This window comes from Erythrobacter sanguineus (assembly GCF_900143235.1).
Lineage (GTDB): Bacteria > Pseudomonadota > Alphaproteobacteria > Sphingomonadales > Sphingomonadaceae > Erythrobacter > Erythrobacter sanguineus.
Window position 1 is genome coordinate 165280 of record NZ_FRDF01000003.1, and the last position, 16344, is coordinate 181623.

Here is a 16344-nt window from a genome sequence, read left to right on the forward strand (position 1 = left end):
CGGGTTGTGCAAGGCGGGACGTCATCGTCAGTTCGTCTGCCCCATGTTTTCCCCAGGAGGCAGTTCGGGCGGGAAGTTGTTGAGCTGACGCCAGATTTCGTAACCGACTGGCACGGTTTCGAGCAGCACCCAGGCCTGCGCCTTGGCCCCGAAGCGGACAAACCGTTCTTCCGGCCAGGGGTGCGCATCGGTCTTGTCTTCGGCGATCAGCACCCGGAAGCGGCCATTGGGCTGGGCCGACTGGTCGACCGCCACCACGACCCCGCCAAAGGTGCCAACCGCGACCGAAGGCCAGCCGGAAAACTGCACCGCGGGCCAGCCTTCGAACATGATCCGCGCCTTGTCGCCGCGCTTGACCAGCGCGACGTCGCGTCCGTCGATGAAGATTTCGACCACGCGTTCGGCGTTGTCCGGCACGAAGGTGGCCAGCACGTCGCCGGCGTTGATATAGGTCGCTGCGTCGCCGGCATTGAGGCTCTGGATAAAGCCATCGCGGGGGGCGCGCACGATCTGCACCGACTGGCGCGACAGGTTGACATCGGCGCGGTTGAGATTGGCCTGCGCGGCGGCGACCCGGCCTTCCATCTCGGCAATCCGGATCTGCGCCTGTTCATAGTCGCGGCGGGCGGCAAGCCCGGCTTCGAACAATTCGCGCGCCCGGCGTTCATCGAGCCGTGCGGTGGCAAGCGCGCTGCGTGCGGCCTGCAATTGCAGTTCGACCTGCTGGCGTTCGGCCTGCAGCCGCTGGATCAGCTGGGGATCAATATCGGCAATCCGCACAATTGGGTCGCCCTGCTTGATGGCGCTGCCATCGCGCACGTACCATTCCTCGATCCGGCCCGGCACCAGTGCGTTGATATCCTGCTTGCGTTCGTTGGGGTTGAGCGTGTTAACCGCGCCCCGGCCCGTGGCAGTCTGCACCCAGGGCGCATAGATCAGGAACACCAGCGCCGACAGGAAGGCAATCAGCAGCATGAAGAAGATTGCCCGCATCACGCGCGGGATCTTGATCGATTCGAGCGCGGTGAAGCGGTGCGATGTTTTCGGCACGGAGGTCATGCCTGATCTCCGTCTGATGATGAGGCAATCTGAGCCCGCAGCCGGGCAACATCGGTTCCGGAACTGCGCCTTTCCTGCCGGGCCTGCGTAAACTCGGCGAAATCATCGAACCAGCGCTGTTCCTGTGCGCCCATGTGCAGGAACCGGTCACAGCCCAGCGGCACTTCGCGGTTGGAGAAATAGATCACCGTGGCAAAGGTCTGTTCGCGCAGCGCGGCCAAGGCGCGGGCGAGGTCTTCGGCATCGATCAGGTCGAATAGTCGCGTCAGCACCAGCACGCGCGGCTTGGCAAGGATCGCACTGGCGAGTTTCAACTGGAGCAGTTCGACCGTCGAAAGCGGGTAGCCGGTCGCCGCGACCTTGGTATCCAGCCCCTTTTCCAGACCCGCAATCGCCGGGGCAAGCCCCACCGCTTCGAGTGCGTCGAGCATCCGCCAGCTTTCGCCCGGGGTGCACGACAGGCTGAGATACTGTCGGATCGTCATCGGCACGAAGCTGGGCCGGTCAAGCACGTAGATCGTCATGCGCAGGTGATGCGTTTCGATCTCCTTGAGATCGGTGCCGCCCAGCGTGCAATAGCCGGTCGCCGGGAATTCATACAGCTTGATCACATTGGTGAACAGGCGCTGGAGACCATGCTGGCTGGTCGATGCCATCACGATCGCGCCGCTGGGGATGGTGAAATCGAACTGGGCATCTTCGAACCGGGCCTTGCCGCGCACCTGCCGGAACACCAGCGCGTGATCATCGCCGCTGATCGGGTCGGCGCCGGTGGGCGTTTCCTGTTCGACGTCGAAGAACAGCGAGACTTCTTCGCCGGCGGCACACATCTCGTAGAAATAATTGAGATAGGTGCCGAGCTGGGCGACGCCGAAGAACGCTGCCGAAAGCACCAGTTCGGCTGCCACCAGCTGGCCCAGCGTCAGTTCGAACTGGATCACCAGCCAGCCGCCCAGCCCCAGCAGAACCGCGCTGGCGGTGGCGTACATCAGCAGGAAGGAAATCGTCTGCGAGAAATGCTGGCGGAAATAGCGGCGCCGGGCGGTGAGGTAGTTATGGGTGCTGCGGTCGGTTTCGGCGATGGCGTAATCGACCCGCTGCTGCGACTTGAAGAAACCGCTCGATTCCCCGATCTGTTCCAGCCAGACAGCGGTGCCGTGCTTGGCGTGAGAGAGGTCGATCGCGGCGCGGATCGCGCGTGCGCCCCAGATCAGCCAGACCACCCAGATCAGCGCGATGATGACCAGCGTGAAGATCAGGAACAGCGGGTGGTAAAGCGACACCAGCACGAACCCGACCGCGATACCCAGCAGGATCGAAAAGCCATCAAGGATCAGGATCGGCAGGCGCGACATGATCACCATCACGTCAAAATAGCGGTTGAACAGCGCGCCGCGGGTGGTGTCGGTGAAGAACGGGTTCTGCGCATAGATCGCGATCAGCGAGATTTCGCTGACAAGACGGGCGTAGAAATGCCGCGCGAACAGCTCCATCAGGTGAATGCGCAGGGCGTAGAGCAGCGACGAAAACAGCAGCAGACCGAACAAGGTGAAGGACAGCATCACCAGCGGCGCCGGCATAGCGGTGTTGGCGACCGTGTTGATCAGCATCTGCACCGAGATCGGCGTCGCGAGGCTGAGCAGGCTGATGCCGATGCCATAGACCACCGCCAGCCAGTAAAAGCTGGCTTCAGGCTTCAGGATCTCGAAAAAGATCCGGAAGAACTTGGTCAGCGATAGCTGCGAGCCGTAAGTGGGGCCTTCAACCGCCATGGCAGCCTTTCCGTTCAGAACCTAGGTTCACGCGATGAGTCATGCACATGAAAACGCATGCCGGAAAGCATCAGGTTGCCTCCGGCGCGCCTTTGCTTTTGTCGTGGGCGGATCAATGCCCCGCAACACCCGCTGCTGCAATCGTTTAATGGGTGGAACCGCCTGTGGTTCCACAGGACAGAGTATGTTCAAATTCATGAAGATACGAACCTAGGAGAGGATATTGCGAGGCAATTGCGCTGGAAGGTGCCCGTTAGCGAACCAACCTTGCCGCTAGCTGAACCGCACGCAATCAGGCATGAGGCGGGCATGATCAGGGGCGCACACATCTCGCCGGATGACAGCCCGCAACCCAAGCTGCTGCTGGTCGGCGGTGGCCATGCCCATGTCGCGGTGCTGGCCGACTGGATCCGCAATGGGCCGCCGCCGCCGGGCGGCGCTGCGCGCCTGCGCACGCTGCTGCTCACCCCGCACCCCACCCTGCGATATTCCGGCATGGTGCCGGGCTGGCTCGCCGGGCAGCACGCGCGCGACCAGGGGCTGGTCGATCTCGCCGCGCTGGCGGCACGCGCCGGGGCAGTGTGGGTGCAGGGCCGCTGTGTGGCGCTCGATCCGCAAGCGCGGGTGGTTCACACCGAAACGGGCGAGACGATCACCTTCGACCTTGCCTCGTTCGACACCGGAGGGGTGGGGCGCGGCCACGCAGTGCTGGGGGATGATCCGCGGCTGATCGACATCCGCCCGATCGATGCCTTTGTTGCGCGTATTGCAGCACGTCCCGCGCCGCGCCGGGTGGTGGTTGCGGGCGGCGGTGCGGGCGGGGTCGAACTGGCCTTCGGCTTGCGCAACCTCGCATCGGCCGAGGCGCGGCCCGAGGTTGTGCTCGCGACAGGCGCGGCTGGCCTGCTGCCGGGCTTTTCGCAGGCGGTGCGCAAACGCGTTGCCCGGGCGCAGGCGCGGCAGGGCATCATGGTGATTGCCGAGGACGCGCGGCTGGCGGATGGCGCGATCATGGCCGGCAATCGCTCGCTCGAACCGGCTGACCTGATCGTCGCAGCGCTGGGCAGCGCCGCGCCCGATTGGGTGCGGGAAAGCGGTTTGGCGGTTGACGATGCGGGCTTTGCGCTGGTCGACCGGCATCAGCGATCATGTTCGCACCCGCACATTTTCGTCGCCGGGGATGTTGCCGCCCGCGCTGACCTGGCGCTGGCCCATTCCGGGGTGCATGCCGTGTTCGCAGGGCCGGTGCTGGCGGCCAATCTGCGCAAGCTTCTCGCCGGCGAGCCGCCACGCCGAAGTTACCAGCCGCGCTGGAACAGCCTCTATCTTATGAACACGGGCGACGGCAGCGCGATTGCCAGCTATGGCCGGCTTGCGGCACAGGGGGCTTTCGTGCTGCGGCTCAAGCACTGGATCGACAAGCGCTGGATTGCCCAATACGCCGCGCTTGCGGGAACGGCGTAACCGCCAGCGCGCTACGGGCGAAAGCAGGGCAAGGAGGCCCCTTGAAGAAACTCATCATCCTTGCCGCGCTGGCCGCTATTGTTGCTGCCTATTTCCTGTTCGATCTGGGCCAGTACCTTACGCTGGAAGGGATCAAGCAGGCGGTTGGCCAGTGGGAGGCTTTCTATGCAGAAAACCCGGTGGCGGTGCTGGCGGGGTTCTTTGCGATCTATGTCGCGGTGACGGCGGCCTCGCTGCCCGGAGCGGCGATCATGACGCTGGCGGCGGGCGCATTGTTCGGGCTGGTGACGGGGACGATCCTTGTCTCCTTCGCCTCGACGCTGGGGGCAACGCTTGCCTTCCTGTCGGCGCGCTATGTGCTGCGCGACACGATCGAGGCGCGTTTCGGCGAGCGATTGAAGGCCATCAATGCCGGGCTGAAGCGCGACGGGGCGTTCTACCTGTTCAGCCTGCGTATGATCCCGGCCTTTCCGTTCTTCGTGGTCAATCTGGTGATGGGCCTGACCCGCATCCGCATCTGGACCTATGTCTGGGTGAGTCAGGTCGGGATGCTGCTGGGCACGGCTGTCTATGTGAATGCCGGAACCCAACTGGCGCGGATCGATAGCCTGTCCGGCATTGTTTCGCCCGAGGTGCTGGTGTCCTTCGCGCTGCTTGGCATCGCGCCGTGGCTGGCCAAGCTTGCGGTCGGCATCATCAAGCGCCGCCGGGTCTATGCCGGGTTCACGCGTCCGGCGAAGTTCGACCGCAATCTGGTGGTGATCGGCGCAGGCTCGGCCGGCCTCGTCTCGGCCTATATCGCCGCGCAGGTGAAGGCGAGCGTTACGCTGGTCGAGGCGAAAGACATGGGCGGCGATTGCCTCAACACCGGCTGCGTGCCGTCCAAGGCGCTGATCAAGAGCGCCAAGGTCGCGGCCACCATGCGCCATGCCGACCGCTACGGCCTCACCGCGGTTCAGCCGCAGGTGCCCTTCAAAGCGGTGATCGCGCGGGTGATGGACACGATCAAGGCGATCGAACCGCATGACAGCGTCGAACGTTACACCGAACTGGGCGTCGATGTGGTCAAGGGCTATGCCAAGATCATCGATCCGTGGACGGTGGAGATCGCGCGCGGCGATGGCACAACCCAGCGGCTGACGACGCGCAGCATCATCATCGCTTCGGGTGCGGAGCCGGTGGTGCCGCCGATCCCCGGCATCGCGGATAGCGGCTATCTCACCAGCGAGACGATATGGGATGCCTTTGCCGAGATGGACGCTGCGCCCGCGCGCGTGGTGATCCTTGGCGGCGGGCCGATTGGCTGCGAGCTGGCACAGGCGCTGGCGCGGCTGGGATCACAGGTGACGCAGGTGGAAATGGCGGACGCGGTGCTGGGGCGCGAGGATGACGATGTCTCCGCGCTCGCCCGAGCGGTGCTGGAGGAGTCAGGCGTCACCGTGCTCACCGGCCACAAGGCGGTGCGGGCCGAACAAGGCGCGCTGATTGCCGAACATGGCGGGGCCGAAACACGCATCGCCTTTGACACGCTGATCGTCGCTGTCGGACGCAAGGCGCGGCTGACCGGCTTTGGCCTTGAGGATATCGGCGTGGACACTGACGGCACCGTCAACACCGACGAATTCCTCGCCACCAAATTCCCCAATATCTTTGCCGCCGGCGATGTTGCCGGCCCCTACCAGTTCACCCATGTCGCCAGCCATCAGGCGTGGTACGCCAGCGTCAACGCGCTGTTCGGGCAGCTGAAAAAGTTCAAGGCCGATTACCGCGTGATCCCGGCCGTCACCTTCATGGACCCCGAATTCGCCCGCGTCGGCCTGAACGAGCGCGAGGCGGCCGAACAGGGCATCGCGGTCGAAGTCACGCGTTACGACATCGACGATCTCGACCGCGCGATTGCCGAAAGCGAGACGCGCGGTTTTGTCAAAGTGCTGACCCCGCCGGGCAAGGACACGGTGCTGGGCGCGACGATCGTCGGCGCGCATGCGGGCGAATTGCTGGCCGAATATGTACTGGCGATGAAGCACAGGATCGGGCTCAACAAGATCCTCGGCACGATCCATTCCTATCCGACCATGGCCGAGGCCAACAAGTTTGCCGCCGGCAACTGGAAGAAGGCGCACAAGCCCGAAGGGCTGCTCAAGTGGGTCGAACGCTACCATGCATGGCGGCGGAGATAGGTGGGAGAACGCGCAATGCTTGCCAAAATCGCCTTGCTGATCATGCGGATCGGAACCGGGATGCTGCTGGTGCTGTGGGGCGGCGTGCGCCTGCTGAAGGACGGGATGGGGCCGGACCTCGCCAACAAGTATTATGGCGGGATGGGCGCGGACAGCACCCTGCAACTGGGCTTTGCCGGGTTCGAGGTGGCGTTGGGCCTGCTGGTGGTGCTGGGGCTGTTTCGCCAATACACGCTGATCGGTTCGGCGATCATTCTGGTGGGCGGCGCGCTGCCGATCTGGCGGCATTTCCTCGATCCCTATGGCCTGTATCTGCACGAAGATGCGAACCTGCTGTTCTTCCCTTCGCTGACCGTGGCAGGCGCGGCGCTGGCGCTGATTGCGCTGCGCGATCTGGACACGCTGGCGCTTGACTGCGTGATCGGCAAGCGGCGCTGAAATCGCAAGGGAGGGTGGGAATTGGAACTGTTCGACCAGTTTCGGGGGATCATCGGCCTTGCGGTGCTGGTCGGCCTTGCATGGGCCTTCAGCGAAAATCGCGCCCGCCATCCCGGCTGGCGCTGGATGCTGGGTGCGCTGGCATTGCAGGGCGTGCTGGCGCTGCTGATCGTGCGGGTGCCGCTGGTGTGGGAGGTGGTGGGCCTCGCCAATTCTGCGGTCAGCGCGATCGAACAGGCAACGCTCAAGGGATCGACCTATATGTTCGGCTATCTCGGCGGAGCGGAATTGCCGTTTGCCTTGAAAGAGGGCGCGCAGCCGCCGCTGGTGATCGCCTTCCAGATCCTGCCGCTGGTGATCGTGTTTTCCGCGCTGGCTGCGCTGCTATGGCATTGGGGCGTGCTGCGCTGGCTGGTCAATGGCCTGTCGTTCCTGCTGCGCCGCAGCCTTGGGGTGAGTGGCGTGGTCGGCCTGTCGGGCGGGGCCAACATGTTCCTTGGCGTGGTCGAAAGCCCGCTGGTGGTGCGCGCCTATCTTGACCGCATGACCCGCGCCGAACTGTTCCAGGTGATGGTGCTGGCGATGGCGACCATATCGGGCGCGATCCTGATCCTTTATGCCACCACCTTGCGCGCTACCGTGCCTGATGCCGTCGGACACATGATTGCCGCCTCGCTGATCTCGCTGCCCGCCGCGCTGTTGCTCGCACGTCTGCTGGTGCCCGGCACGCCCGAGGATGCACAGACCGCGGTCGAGCAAGACGAGCCGGGGCTGCGTTACGAATCCAGCATTGATGCCATCGTCAAAGGCACGATGGACGGGATGCAGCTGTTCCTCGCGGTGATCGCCGTCATCATCGTGGTGTTTGCTCTGGTGGCACTGGCCGATCAGGCGCTGGGCGTGCTGCCGCTGGTCGGAGGCGAGGCGGTGAGCCTCAAGCGGGTGTTCGGCTGGCTGTTTTCGCCCTTCATGTGGCTGCTGGGCGTGCCGTGGGGCGATGCGCAGGCGGCAGGCGGATTGATGGGGACCAAGGCGATCCTCAACGAATATGTCGCCTATCTTGAACTTGCAGCCCTGCCCGAAGGCACGCTGGGGCCGCGCAGCCTGCTGATCGTCACCTATGCGCTGTGCGGGGTGGCGAACCTTGCCAGCGTGGGCCTGCTGGTATCGACCATCGGCACGCTTTGCCCGGAACGCCGCGCCGAAGCCGCCGGGCTGGGGATGAAAAGCTGGCTGGCAGGCAATCTTGCCAGCGCGATGACAGGCGCGTGGATCGGGTTGGTGAGCTGGGGCGGCTAGATGCTGGATGCGAAACTCCGCCCGCTGATCGATCCGCCGCTGAACCGCGCTGGCGCTGTGCTCGCGGGGCTGGGGGTCACCGCCAATGGCGTGACCTTCACCGGGCTTGCCCTCGGCCTTGCAGGCGCGGCGGCGATTGCCCTGGACCAGATCGGCTGGGGCCTTGCGCTGATCCTTGCCAATCGGCTGCTCGACGGGTTGGACGGGGCCGTGGCGCGGGTGCGCGGGCCATCCGATCTGGGCGGCTATTTCGACATTGTTGCCGATTTCGCGTTTTACGTGAGCATTCCGCTCAGCTTCGGCATTCTCGGCGCGGCCAATGCGCTCCCCGCGCTGGTGCTGGTAGCGAGCTTCGTGCTGACCGGGGTCAGCTTCCTCGCCTTTGCGGTGATCGCGGCCAAGCGCGGCGACACCACCGAGGCGCACGGGCGCAAGAGCTTTTTCTATTCGACCGGCTTGGCGGAAGGCACCGAAACCATTGCGGTGTTCATCGCCATGTGCCTGTTTCCGGCATGGTTCGGCTGGATCGCTTATGGCTATGCGGCGCTGTGCGTGCTGACCGTGTTTCAGCGCAGCGCGATGGCGGTGGCGGCGTTCCGCGGTTGAGGCCTCAGCGCTGGCCGATCTGGCCTGCGACCTGCTCCCGCAAATCGGCAATGCGCTTGGCATTGGCGCCGAGATCGCTGCGACCCACGCGGCTGACCGAGCGGAAATCGATCTCGTTCTCCGCGATCCGGGCGACCACATCGTCCTTGAACCCGAACCAGAAGGTTTCCGCCACGCCTTCGACCGTGCCGGCGGCCGCATCGGTGCGAATATCTTTGAAGCCCATGTTGCCCATCGCTGCCGCCACGGCGGCGACCGCATCGGCACGGCTGGCGCCGGCCAGCGGCAGCGGCGCAAGGCCCGCGTAACGATCGGTGATGATCTGCGCGTGCGACTTGATCGCCAGTTCGGGCGCGGCACCCTCATACAGTTCCAGCTGCCCCAGCGGGGTCTGGTAATCGCTCAGCGGGTTGGCCCCGGCGGCCTCGCGTGCGGCCAGTGTCTCGGCCGAGAAGGCGGGCGGATCGGCGGTATCGGTGGCGACATCGTGGATCGGATTGTTCGCCGCCGTGCCGCGCGCCGAGGCAAACATCACGAACACCGCACCGGGCACCAACAGGCCGATGATGGCCACAGCCAGCACGCCGTTGCGGCGCGGTTTGGCGATCATCGCCATGATAAGCGAAACCAGCGCGGCCACCGCCTCGATCCCCAGCAGCATCACGCCCCCGCCGAAAGTCAGCGCCATCAACCCGGTCTGCCAGCTCCACAACCCAATCTTGGTGCCCAGCGCGGACACCACGAAATAGAGCGGAAGAAAGGCCAGCAGGGCGAGGACGATCTTGGTGTGCCAGGGTAGATGGGTCATGCCCTGTTGTTTAACGCCGATGCGCGCCAAGGCAATCATGTGTTCACACATTCGCGGGAAACCCTTTGCCCTTCGCGCGTTGGCACGATACGGCGACGGAAGGGGTGGAGCATGAAGGCTCGCTGAAGTCTCGCTTTCCATGCCGGAAAAACTGGGTTATGTCGCGCGCTGATGCGGGAGGACATAGTTGTTCAGAGGACGAAACGACCATGAAGCGTAATTTCCTGATGGGTGCGGCTGCACTGGCTGGCCTTGCAACTCTTTCGGCTTGTGGCGGCGAGGCTGGCGATGCCAGCGCTCCGGCGGCTGAAGAAACTGCGGCTGCTCCGGCTGCCGAAGAACCGGCCGCTCCGGCGGAAGGCGAAGCTACCGAAGCAGCAGAAGCAACCGAAGCTGCGGCCACCGATGCTGCTGCTGCGGGTGGCACCTTGCAACTCGCTGGCATGACCACCGACGTCGCGCGTGGTGAGAAAGTGTTCGCGCTGTGCCGTTCGTGCCACGTTCTTGAAGAAGGCGTGAACCGCGTCGGCCCGTCGCTGCACAACATCGTTGGCCGCCAGTCGGGCTCGGTTGCCGGCTACAGCTATTCGGACGCCAACAAGAGCAGCGGCGTGACCTGGACCACCGATGTGTTGTTCGAATATCTCGAAAATCCCAAGGGCTTCATGCCGGGCACCAAGATGGCCTTCCCGGGCATCAAGAACGCGCAGGACCGTGCGAATCTGGTGGCCTATCTCGATAGCCAGACCAACTGATCAGACGGTTTTGGCCCTGTCCGGGGCCGCGACACGACAAAAAAGGGCGGTGTGGTCATCCCACGCCGCCCTTTTTCGTGGGGCCGCGCGGTGCTGCCCAAGTGGGGAGGCAGGCCGGTTCTGGGCGAGGCAGTAAGGCTGTCCGGCATGTGCGGCATTATGTGCCGTTGCGGGCCTTCGCCCGGATGCTCGCCGGTTCACCCCGGGCATTTTCGATCTGCGCCGCGGCGCTCCGCGCGATCGGGGAGAATCTCGTGACCAGCGGTGCAAGCTCTGCCCGTGCGGCATGCCGAATCGGGCGCAGCGGCCGCGGGCTTGGATGCGGCAGGCCGGGGGGACCATGACGCAAAAAGGGCGGGCATCGCCTGATACCCGCCCCCTGTTTCTTCCCGTCCAAGGGAAAACTTGTGTCTCGCATTCAGTCTAGGCGGCGGTCGCCATCCGGGCGAGTTCGCACTGCGACCAGATTTCCGAAAGCGCCTTGATCAGCCGGTCGATGTCGCCATCATTATGCACCGGCGAAGGGGTGACGCGCAGCCGCTCGGTGCCCACCGGCACGGTCGGATAATTGATCGGCTGCACATAGATCCCGTGATTGTCCATCAGCCAGTCGCTGATCATCTTGCACTTCTTGGCGTCGCCAACCATCACCGGGATGATGTGGCTCGGATTGTCGAGGTGCGGGATGCCCATGATGTCGAGCGCGCGACGGACCTGCGCCACGCGCTTCTGCTGCAATTCCCGCTCGGCACTGCTGACCTTCAGATGACGGATGCTGGCTGCTGCGCCCGCCGCCACGGCGGGGGGCAGGGCGGTCGAAAAGATGAAGCCGCTGGCAAAGCTGCGCACGAAATCGATCAGGTTGCTGCTGGCCGCAATATAGCCGCCCATCACCCCGAAGGCCTTGCCCAGCGTGCCCTCGATCACGGTGATTCGATCCATCAGCCCTTCGCGTTCGGCAATCCCGCCGCCGCGCGGGCCGTAAAGGCCGACAGCGTGAACCTCGTCGATATAGCTCATTGCCCCGTGCTTCTCGCAGACGTCGAGAATCTCGGCGATGGGGGCGATGTCGCCATCCATCGAATAGACGCTTTCGAAGGCGACCAGCTTGGGCACGTCGGGCCCGTATTGCGACAGCATTTCGTCGAGATGCGCTGCATCATTGTGCCGCCAGATCTTGTAGGGCGCGCGCGAATGGCGGATACCCTCGATCATCGATGCGTGATTGAGCGCGTCGGAAAACACCACGCAGCCCGGAATCTTGCCCGCCAGCGTGCCAAGGCCCGCCCAGTTCGAGACATAGCCCGAGGTGAACAGCAGCGCGCTCTCCTTGTTGTGAAGATCGGCGAGTTCGCTTTCGAGCAGCACGTGATGGTGGTTGGTGCCCGAAATATTGCGCGTGCCGCCCGCGCCTGCGCCGCATTCGTCGAGGCATTCGTGCATCGCTTCGAGCACCGCCGGGTGCTGACCCATCCCGAGATAGTCGTTCGAACACCACACGGTCACTGCCTGGGTTTCGTCCTCGATGAAGCGGGTCGCGTGCGGGAAGCGGCCACGATGGCGCTTGATATCGGTGAACACCCGGTAACGGCCATCGGCGCGCGCGGTGTCCAGCTCGCCGGCGAAAAAGGCTTCGAAATCCATCGGGTATTCCTCGTGTCTGTCAGTCATGTCGTTATGTTCCGGGCCCGCGCCGCAGCATCATTGCGCTGCGGCCCTGAACGCTTGGGTAATGCCCAGCCCCACAGCATCCCATCACGGAAGGGAAGGGCCAGAAAAAAATGTTCGAGCACGCCAAGGAGGCTCAGGGTGAACAGCAGGCTCGCCCCCACCATTGCAGCGCTGCCCACCGGGGCGGACAATGCCAGCGAAGCGAACCATGCCATCATCGCCGCGATGCCCGCGATCGATAGCGCCAGCAGCACTGTCATGCGGTTGCGGCCGAAATAGGTCTTCAGATAGGCCAGATGTTCGGGCAGCATTTCCGAAGTGGTGTTGGGCACGCCGACGAACAGGTTGATCTTCGAGGTTATGCGCATGCCGAACATCAGCACAAACACGGTCGCGCCGATCTGGTTGGGCGCGTTCCACGACAGCGAGATCAGCAGCAGCGCGGTCAGCGCCAGCGCGACCTCGTGGTGCATCACCGTGGCGGCGGCCTGGCGAAAACGGGCGATACCGGTCAGTGTCGGATCGCTTGGCCCCCGGCGCGGGCCGGCGGCGGCACCGGTCAGGAAGCTGAGTTCGTGCCAGCCCCACACCATCAACGCGCCGACAAAGGCGAGATAGACCGCCCAGACCTCTGCCGAAAGCGAGGCGAACAGGATCACCACTAGGCCGACGATCCCGGCCACGCTTCCGATCATCATGCTGCGCGAGAAGGTGGAACGCTCGCGGTTGTCCGCCCAGGCAATCAGCCCGGTCGCGATGAACCAGATCGCCACCGTCACGATGAACGGCACAACATGACCGATCCAGCTTACCACGCGGGCTGCAGCCTGATCGAACCCGGCAATGCGTTGGACTTGGTGGGATGGAGATACAGCCGAGCGAAGTTAAGCGCCGCACCGGCCATGCCCGAAGCGCGCAGCGCGAACCCGGCGATCCCGCGACGCTCCTTGCCGTCCTCGATCCGCCGCGCAGCGCGCAGCAGCGCGTCCATCTTGGCGCGGAAACCCGGGCTGTCGATGTCCAGTTCCACCGGGAAGACCTGACGGCTGATCTGGTTGGTGATCGCGAACACCTTGTAATCATACTCGGTCGGATCGACGCCCAGCGCCTTGTGGAACACGGGCCGCGCATGGTCGCGCACGAACATCGTCGCGTAGACCGAAACGAGGAAGAACCGCACCCACAGCTTGTTCATGCCGGTCAGCAGGTTGGGATCGGCGCGCAGCAGCATGGCAAAGGCCTCGCCATGCCGGAACTCGTCGTTGCACCAGTCCTCGAACCAGCGGAAGATCGGGTGGAAACGGTTCTGCGGGTTGGCCTGCAGATGGCGGAAGATGGTGATGTAACGGGCATAGCCGATCTTCTCCGACAGATAGACTGCGTAGAAGATGAATTTCGGCTTGAAGAAGGTGTATTTCTTGGTCCGCGTCAGAAAGCCCAGATCGATGCTGATGCCGGAATCCTTCAGCGTTTCGTTGATGAACCCGGCATGGCGGCTTTCATCGCGCGCCAGCAGCTTGAACAGCTGCTTCACGTCCGGATTCTTGGTGCGCTTGGCGATTTCGGCATAAAGCACGCAGCCCGAAAATTCCGATGTCAGCGAACTGACGAGGAAATCGACGAATTCGGCGCGCAATTCCGACTCCAGCCCTTCGATCACGCCATGGAAGGTGTCATCCTGCTTGAAGTGCTTCTTGTTGGGATCGCCGATCATGTCATTGATCAGGGCATCCCACTCCGCGCGCACGCTCGAAACATCGATCGCATCCAGCGCATCATAATCGGTGGTGTAGAAGCGCGGGCTCAGCATGGTGCTTTGCTGGGCGATCTCCATCGCATGCTCGCGGGTGAGCGTTGGATCGATCTTGGTATGCGCGTTCATCTGACCCTCCCTGGGGTGAAGCTGACTTCGTAAAGTTCCTTGAGATCGAAATAGGCCGCAACCCGCGTCATCGCGCGTTCTACCGCGGTTGCACGGGTGACGGTGGCAGCGCGTTCGACCACTACGCTTTGCCCGAACGTGATCTGGATCGGATCGCCATGCACCCGCACCTTGTCGCCCGGCTGGATCTCGACATCCCCGTCAAGTTCGACATGGGCGTGGAAGTGATCGGGGCTCTGCTCGACCGTGATGGTGCAGGCGACATCGAACGAGCGCAGGCTCTGGCCAAGGAACAGCAGGGCCATCAGCGTGCGTCCCTGGGCGGCAGCATGTTGGCAAAGATCGCGCGGTTGTCCGGCCCGAAGGAGGACACCTCGATGCTGTCATTGGTGACCGGGTCGTTGAGCGTCAATGCGCCCGTTTCCCATTCGGTCAGTTCGAACGGAACCGCCGGGCCTTGCCCCCGGATGCGGCGCTGGTGGACAAGGCTGCGCACGCTGGCTCGGATAAAGCCGCCTTCGCCCGGTCCAAAGCGGCCCAACACCTCTGCACTGGCGCCATCTTCGACCCGCACGGTGCCGTCGGGTTCGTCGAAGAAACGCAGGGTGCGCATGGCAGCGGGCTTGATCCCGGCCTCGGCGCGCGCCTGTTCGGGGATGGAGCTGCGTTCGAAGAACCCGAGCTGGACCGAGGCGGTGAGCGCGAGCGAGATCAGCACGATCCCGCCCATCAGCATCAGCGGCACCTTGTGGACCGTGACTTCGTCCTTCTCGTATTCGCGCACGATCATGCGGGTGCTCCCTCCATTCCCTGATCACCAAGGCCTGCATCGCCTGTCCGGGCCATCACCGGAGCGCGGCCCGTAATCGGACCGCTTACCGGTCCCTGATGGCGGGCCGTAGCAGCCTCATCTTTGATCTCGGTCAAATTCCGGTCGATTTCGCCATATTGCGCCCGCACATCAGCGATCATCTGCGCAACACGCGCGGCATCCGCGAGGGCGCGCAGCATCGGCTGCGGACGGGTATAGTGCCACGGACGCACATGCGGCCACAACAGCACATGGCCCAGCAGGCGGTCGCCGCTCAGTTCAAATGCGATGTCGCCATGATCCTTGCCGCGGGCGCGGTAATGGGCGGCCGTTACCTGCTTGAGCGGAATGTTGATCCGCGTCTCGATCGCCATGCCGATGCGCATGATCAGGCGCACATCGGTGAGGATGTAGAGCGTGCTGCGCGCGCTGAGCCAGGCAAGCATGTAAAGCAGCGCGATCAGCACCACACCGAGCCCTGCTGTCACCATTGCGGCATCATTCCGGCCGGTCGCCAGCGCAATCACGATCAGCGCGGCCATGTAAAGCCCGAGCGTGCGGGTATGGAATGCTGTGCGGGCCAGCATGCCGAGGCCCGGACGGCCCTTCCACAGCACCGTCTCGTCGGGTGCCGGGGTGCCCAGCCGGTCGCCGTGCGCGGTCGGCCCGTCGTTCTCGAGCTCGGCGTGATCAATGCCGCCGGGCAACGGCGCCGCTGCCCGGTCCCTGGTATCGCTCAAAGCCACGGTTCGGCCCTTTCCGGCATCGCATACATGTAACCGCCGCCGAAATAGGCCTGGACGCGGTCTTCTTCGTAGCGGGTGATGATGCCTGGGGTTTCCAGCGCGGGCACATCCTCGAACTGGGCGGCGGTGATCGCATCGATCTCGACAAATTTGGGCTTGTCTTCGACGATGGGCAGCAACGCGTCAATCAGGCTGTTGCCGTGAACCGATGCAACCATCATCGGGGCCAGCACCTTCTTGCCGGTGGTGGTCTCGACTTCGAGATAGCGGATCATGTGTTCGGCCTGGTCAACCCAGATGTCGCTTACCTTGCCGACCATCTTCTTGTCGGCCGCCATCACCGGCCAGCCGATCAGCTGCGGATCATTGGGGGCGATGATCAATTCGTGGCTCTGCGCGATCGGCACGATGCGCGGGCGGCCATCGAAAGTGAGATCAGGATACTTGGAGCGGTTGGCCCATGCGGCCGGCCCCATGCCATCCTTCATCGGGTCGCCGGTCGGCACCCAGGGCGCGCCGGCGGAACGGAAGCTCCGTACGCCGGGGACGTTGATATCGTCGCGCGCCACGTTCTCGGGAACATAGGTGCCGCGGCCATGCGGCAGCTGGAAGGCTTTCTTGTCGCCGTCGAACAGGCTGCCGGGGTGGATCTTGCCGGTCTGCTCGTCTTCCAGCGGATAGCCTTCGCGACGGCTTTCGCGGTTGAGGTAGAACACCAGCGCGATGAAAAATCCGAAGAACAGCAGGAAGGCGAGCTCGGCAACATCGAATGTGCCGACAATATAGGCGTGGTTCATTTCACGTTCCTCTCATGAAGTGGGTCGGCTGAGGCGGAGCCGGGCAGGATCGGGTA

General features: G+C 63.9%; 16 protein-coding genes. 6 read left to right on the forward strand and 10 right to left on the reverse strand.

The features are described from left to right. Positions 1-27 precede the first annotated feature (27 nt). A complete protein-coding gene (locus BUA05_RS03275; RefSeq protein WP_072673225.1) occupies positions 28-1059 on the reverse strand; it encodes an HlyD family secretion protein in 1032 nt (343 codons plus the stop codon). Beyond that, on the reverse strand, positions 1056-2831 hold the full coding sequence (locus BUA05_RS03280) for an ABC transporter transmembrane domain-containing protein (protein ID WP_072673226.1): 1776 nt from the start codon (positions 2829-2831) through the stop codon (positions 1056-1058). The genes BUA05_RS03275 and BUA05_RS03280 overlap by 4 nt, the downstream gene beginning before the upstream one ends. Before the next feature lie 309 nt (positions 2832-3140). On the opposite strand from BUA05_RS03280, the gene BUA05_RS03285 reads away from it, so the two are divergent. From BUA05_RS03285 to BUA05_RS03305, 5 genes are read left to right on the forward strand one after another with little or no spacing between them, the layout of a single operon-like run. Beyond that, positions 3141-4295, forward strand: a complete 1155-nt coding sequence (locus tag BUA05_RS03285) for an FAD-dependent oxidoreductase (protein ID WP_072673227.1) — start codon at positions 3141-3143, stop codon at positions 4293-4295. A gap of 41 nt (positions 4296-4336) precedes the next feature. Beyond that, a complete protein-coding gene (locus BUA05_RS03290; RefSeq protein ID WP_072673228.1) occupies positions 4337-6475 on the forward strand; it encodes an FAD-dependent oxidoreductase in 2139 nt (712 codons plus the stop codon). A gap of 15 nt (positions 6476-6490) precedes the next feature. Then, entirely contained in the window at positions 6491-6913 is a 423-nt protein-coding gene (locus BUA05_RS03295; RefSeq protein ID WP_072673229.1) for a hypothetical protein, read from the forward strand. A gap of 21 nt (positions 6914-6934) precedes the next feature. After that, positions 6935-8212 (forward strand): NupC/NupG family nucleoside CNT transporter, encoded by a 1278-nt coding sequence (locus BUA05_RS03300; protein WP_084662440.1) that lies wholly within the window; start codon positions 6935-6937, stop codon positions 8210-8212. Then, positions 8213-8818: a CDP-alcohol phosphatidyltransferase family protein gene (locus BUA05_RS03305; RefSeq protein ID WP_072673230.1), complete on the forward strand. Its 606-nt coding sequence runs from the start codon at positions 8213-8215 to the stop codon at positions 8816-8818. Positions 8819-8822: 4 nt separating this feature from the next. Here BUA05_RS03305 and BUA05_RS03310 read toward each other — a convergent pair whose 3' ends face one another. Next, positions 8823-9626 carry a DUF1499 domain-containing protein gene (locus BUA05_RS03310; RefSeq protein WP_072673301.1) on the reverse strand — a complete coding sequence of 268 codons (804 nt, stop codon included), beginning with the start codon at positions 9624-9626 and terminating at the stop codon, positions 8823-8825. A 209-nt stretch (positions 9627-9835) separates the two neighbouring features. Between BUA05_RS03310 and BUA05_RS03315 the strand changes: the two genes are divergently transcribed. Continuing rightward, on the forward strand, positions 9836-10381 hold the full coding sequence (locus BUA05_RS03315) for a c-type cytochrome (protein WP_245790064.1): 546 nt from the start codon (positions 9836-9838) through the stop codon (positions 10379-10381). 423 nt (positions 10382-10804) lie between these two features. On the opposite strand, the gene hemA is transcribed toward BUA05_RS03315, so the two are convergent. From hemA to puhA, 7 genes are read right to left on the reverse strand one after another with little or no spacing between them, the layout of a single operon-like run. Next, complete coding sequence (gene hemA, locus BUA05_RS03320) at positions 10805-12025, reverse strand: 5-aminolevulinate synthase (RefSeq protein WP_072673302.1); 1221 nt, start codon at positions 12023-12025, stop codon at positions 10805-10807. A 23-nt stretch (positions 12026-12048) separates the two neighbouring features. Beyond that, on the reverse strand, positions 12049-12867 hold the full coding sequence (gene puhE / locus BUA05_RS03325) for a putative photosynthetic complex assembly protein PuhE (RefSeq protein ID WP_072673232.1): 819 nt from the start codon (positions 12865-12867) through the stop codon (positions 12049-12051). Next, entirely contained in the window at positions 12861-13934 is a 1074-nt protein-coding gene (acsF, locus tag BUA05_RS03330) for a magnesium-protoporphyrin IX monomethyl ester (oxidative) cyclase (protein ID WP_072673233.1), read from the reverse strand. The genes puhE and acsF overlap by 7 nt, the downstream gene beginning before the upstream one ends. After that, on the reverse strand, positions 13931-14239 hold the full coding sequence (locus BUA05_RS03335; protein WP_072673234.1) for a hypothetical protein: 309 nt from the start codon (positions 14237-14239) through the stop codon (positions 13931-13933). The genes acsF and BUA05_RS03335 overlap by 4 nt, the downstream gene beginning before the upstream one ends. Continuing rightward, on the reverse strand, positions 14239-14724 hold the full coding sequence (gene puhC, locus BUA05_RS03340; RefSeq protein WP_072673235.1) for a photosynthetic complex assembly protein PuhC: 486 nt from the start codon (positions 14722-14724) through the stop codon (positions 14239-14241). The genes BUA05_RS03335 and puhC overlap by 1 nt, the downstream gene beginning before the upstream one ends. Then, positions 14721-15485: a photosynthetic complex putative assembly protein PuhB gene (puhB, locus tag BUA05_RS03345; RefSeq protein WP_245790065.1), complete on the reverse strand. Its 765-nt coding sequence runs from the start codon at positions 15483-15485 to the stop codon at positions 14721-14723. Before puhB ends, puhC begins: the two co-directional genes overlap by 4 nt. After that, positions 15482-16288: a photosynthetic reaction center subunit H gene (gene puhA, locus BUA05_RS03350; protein WP_072673237.1), complete on the reverse strand. Its 807-nt coding sequence runs from the start codon at positions 16286-16288 to the stop codon at positions 15482-15484. The genes puhB and puhA overlap by 4 nt, the downstream gene beginning before the upstream one ends. Positions 16289-16344: the final 56 nt, after the last annotated feature.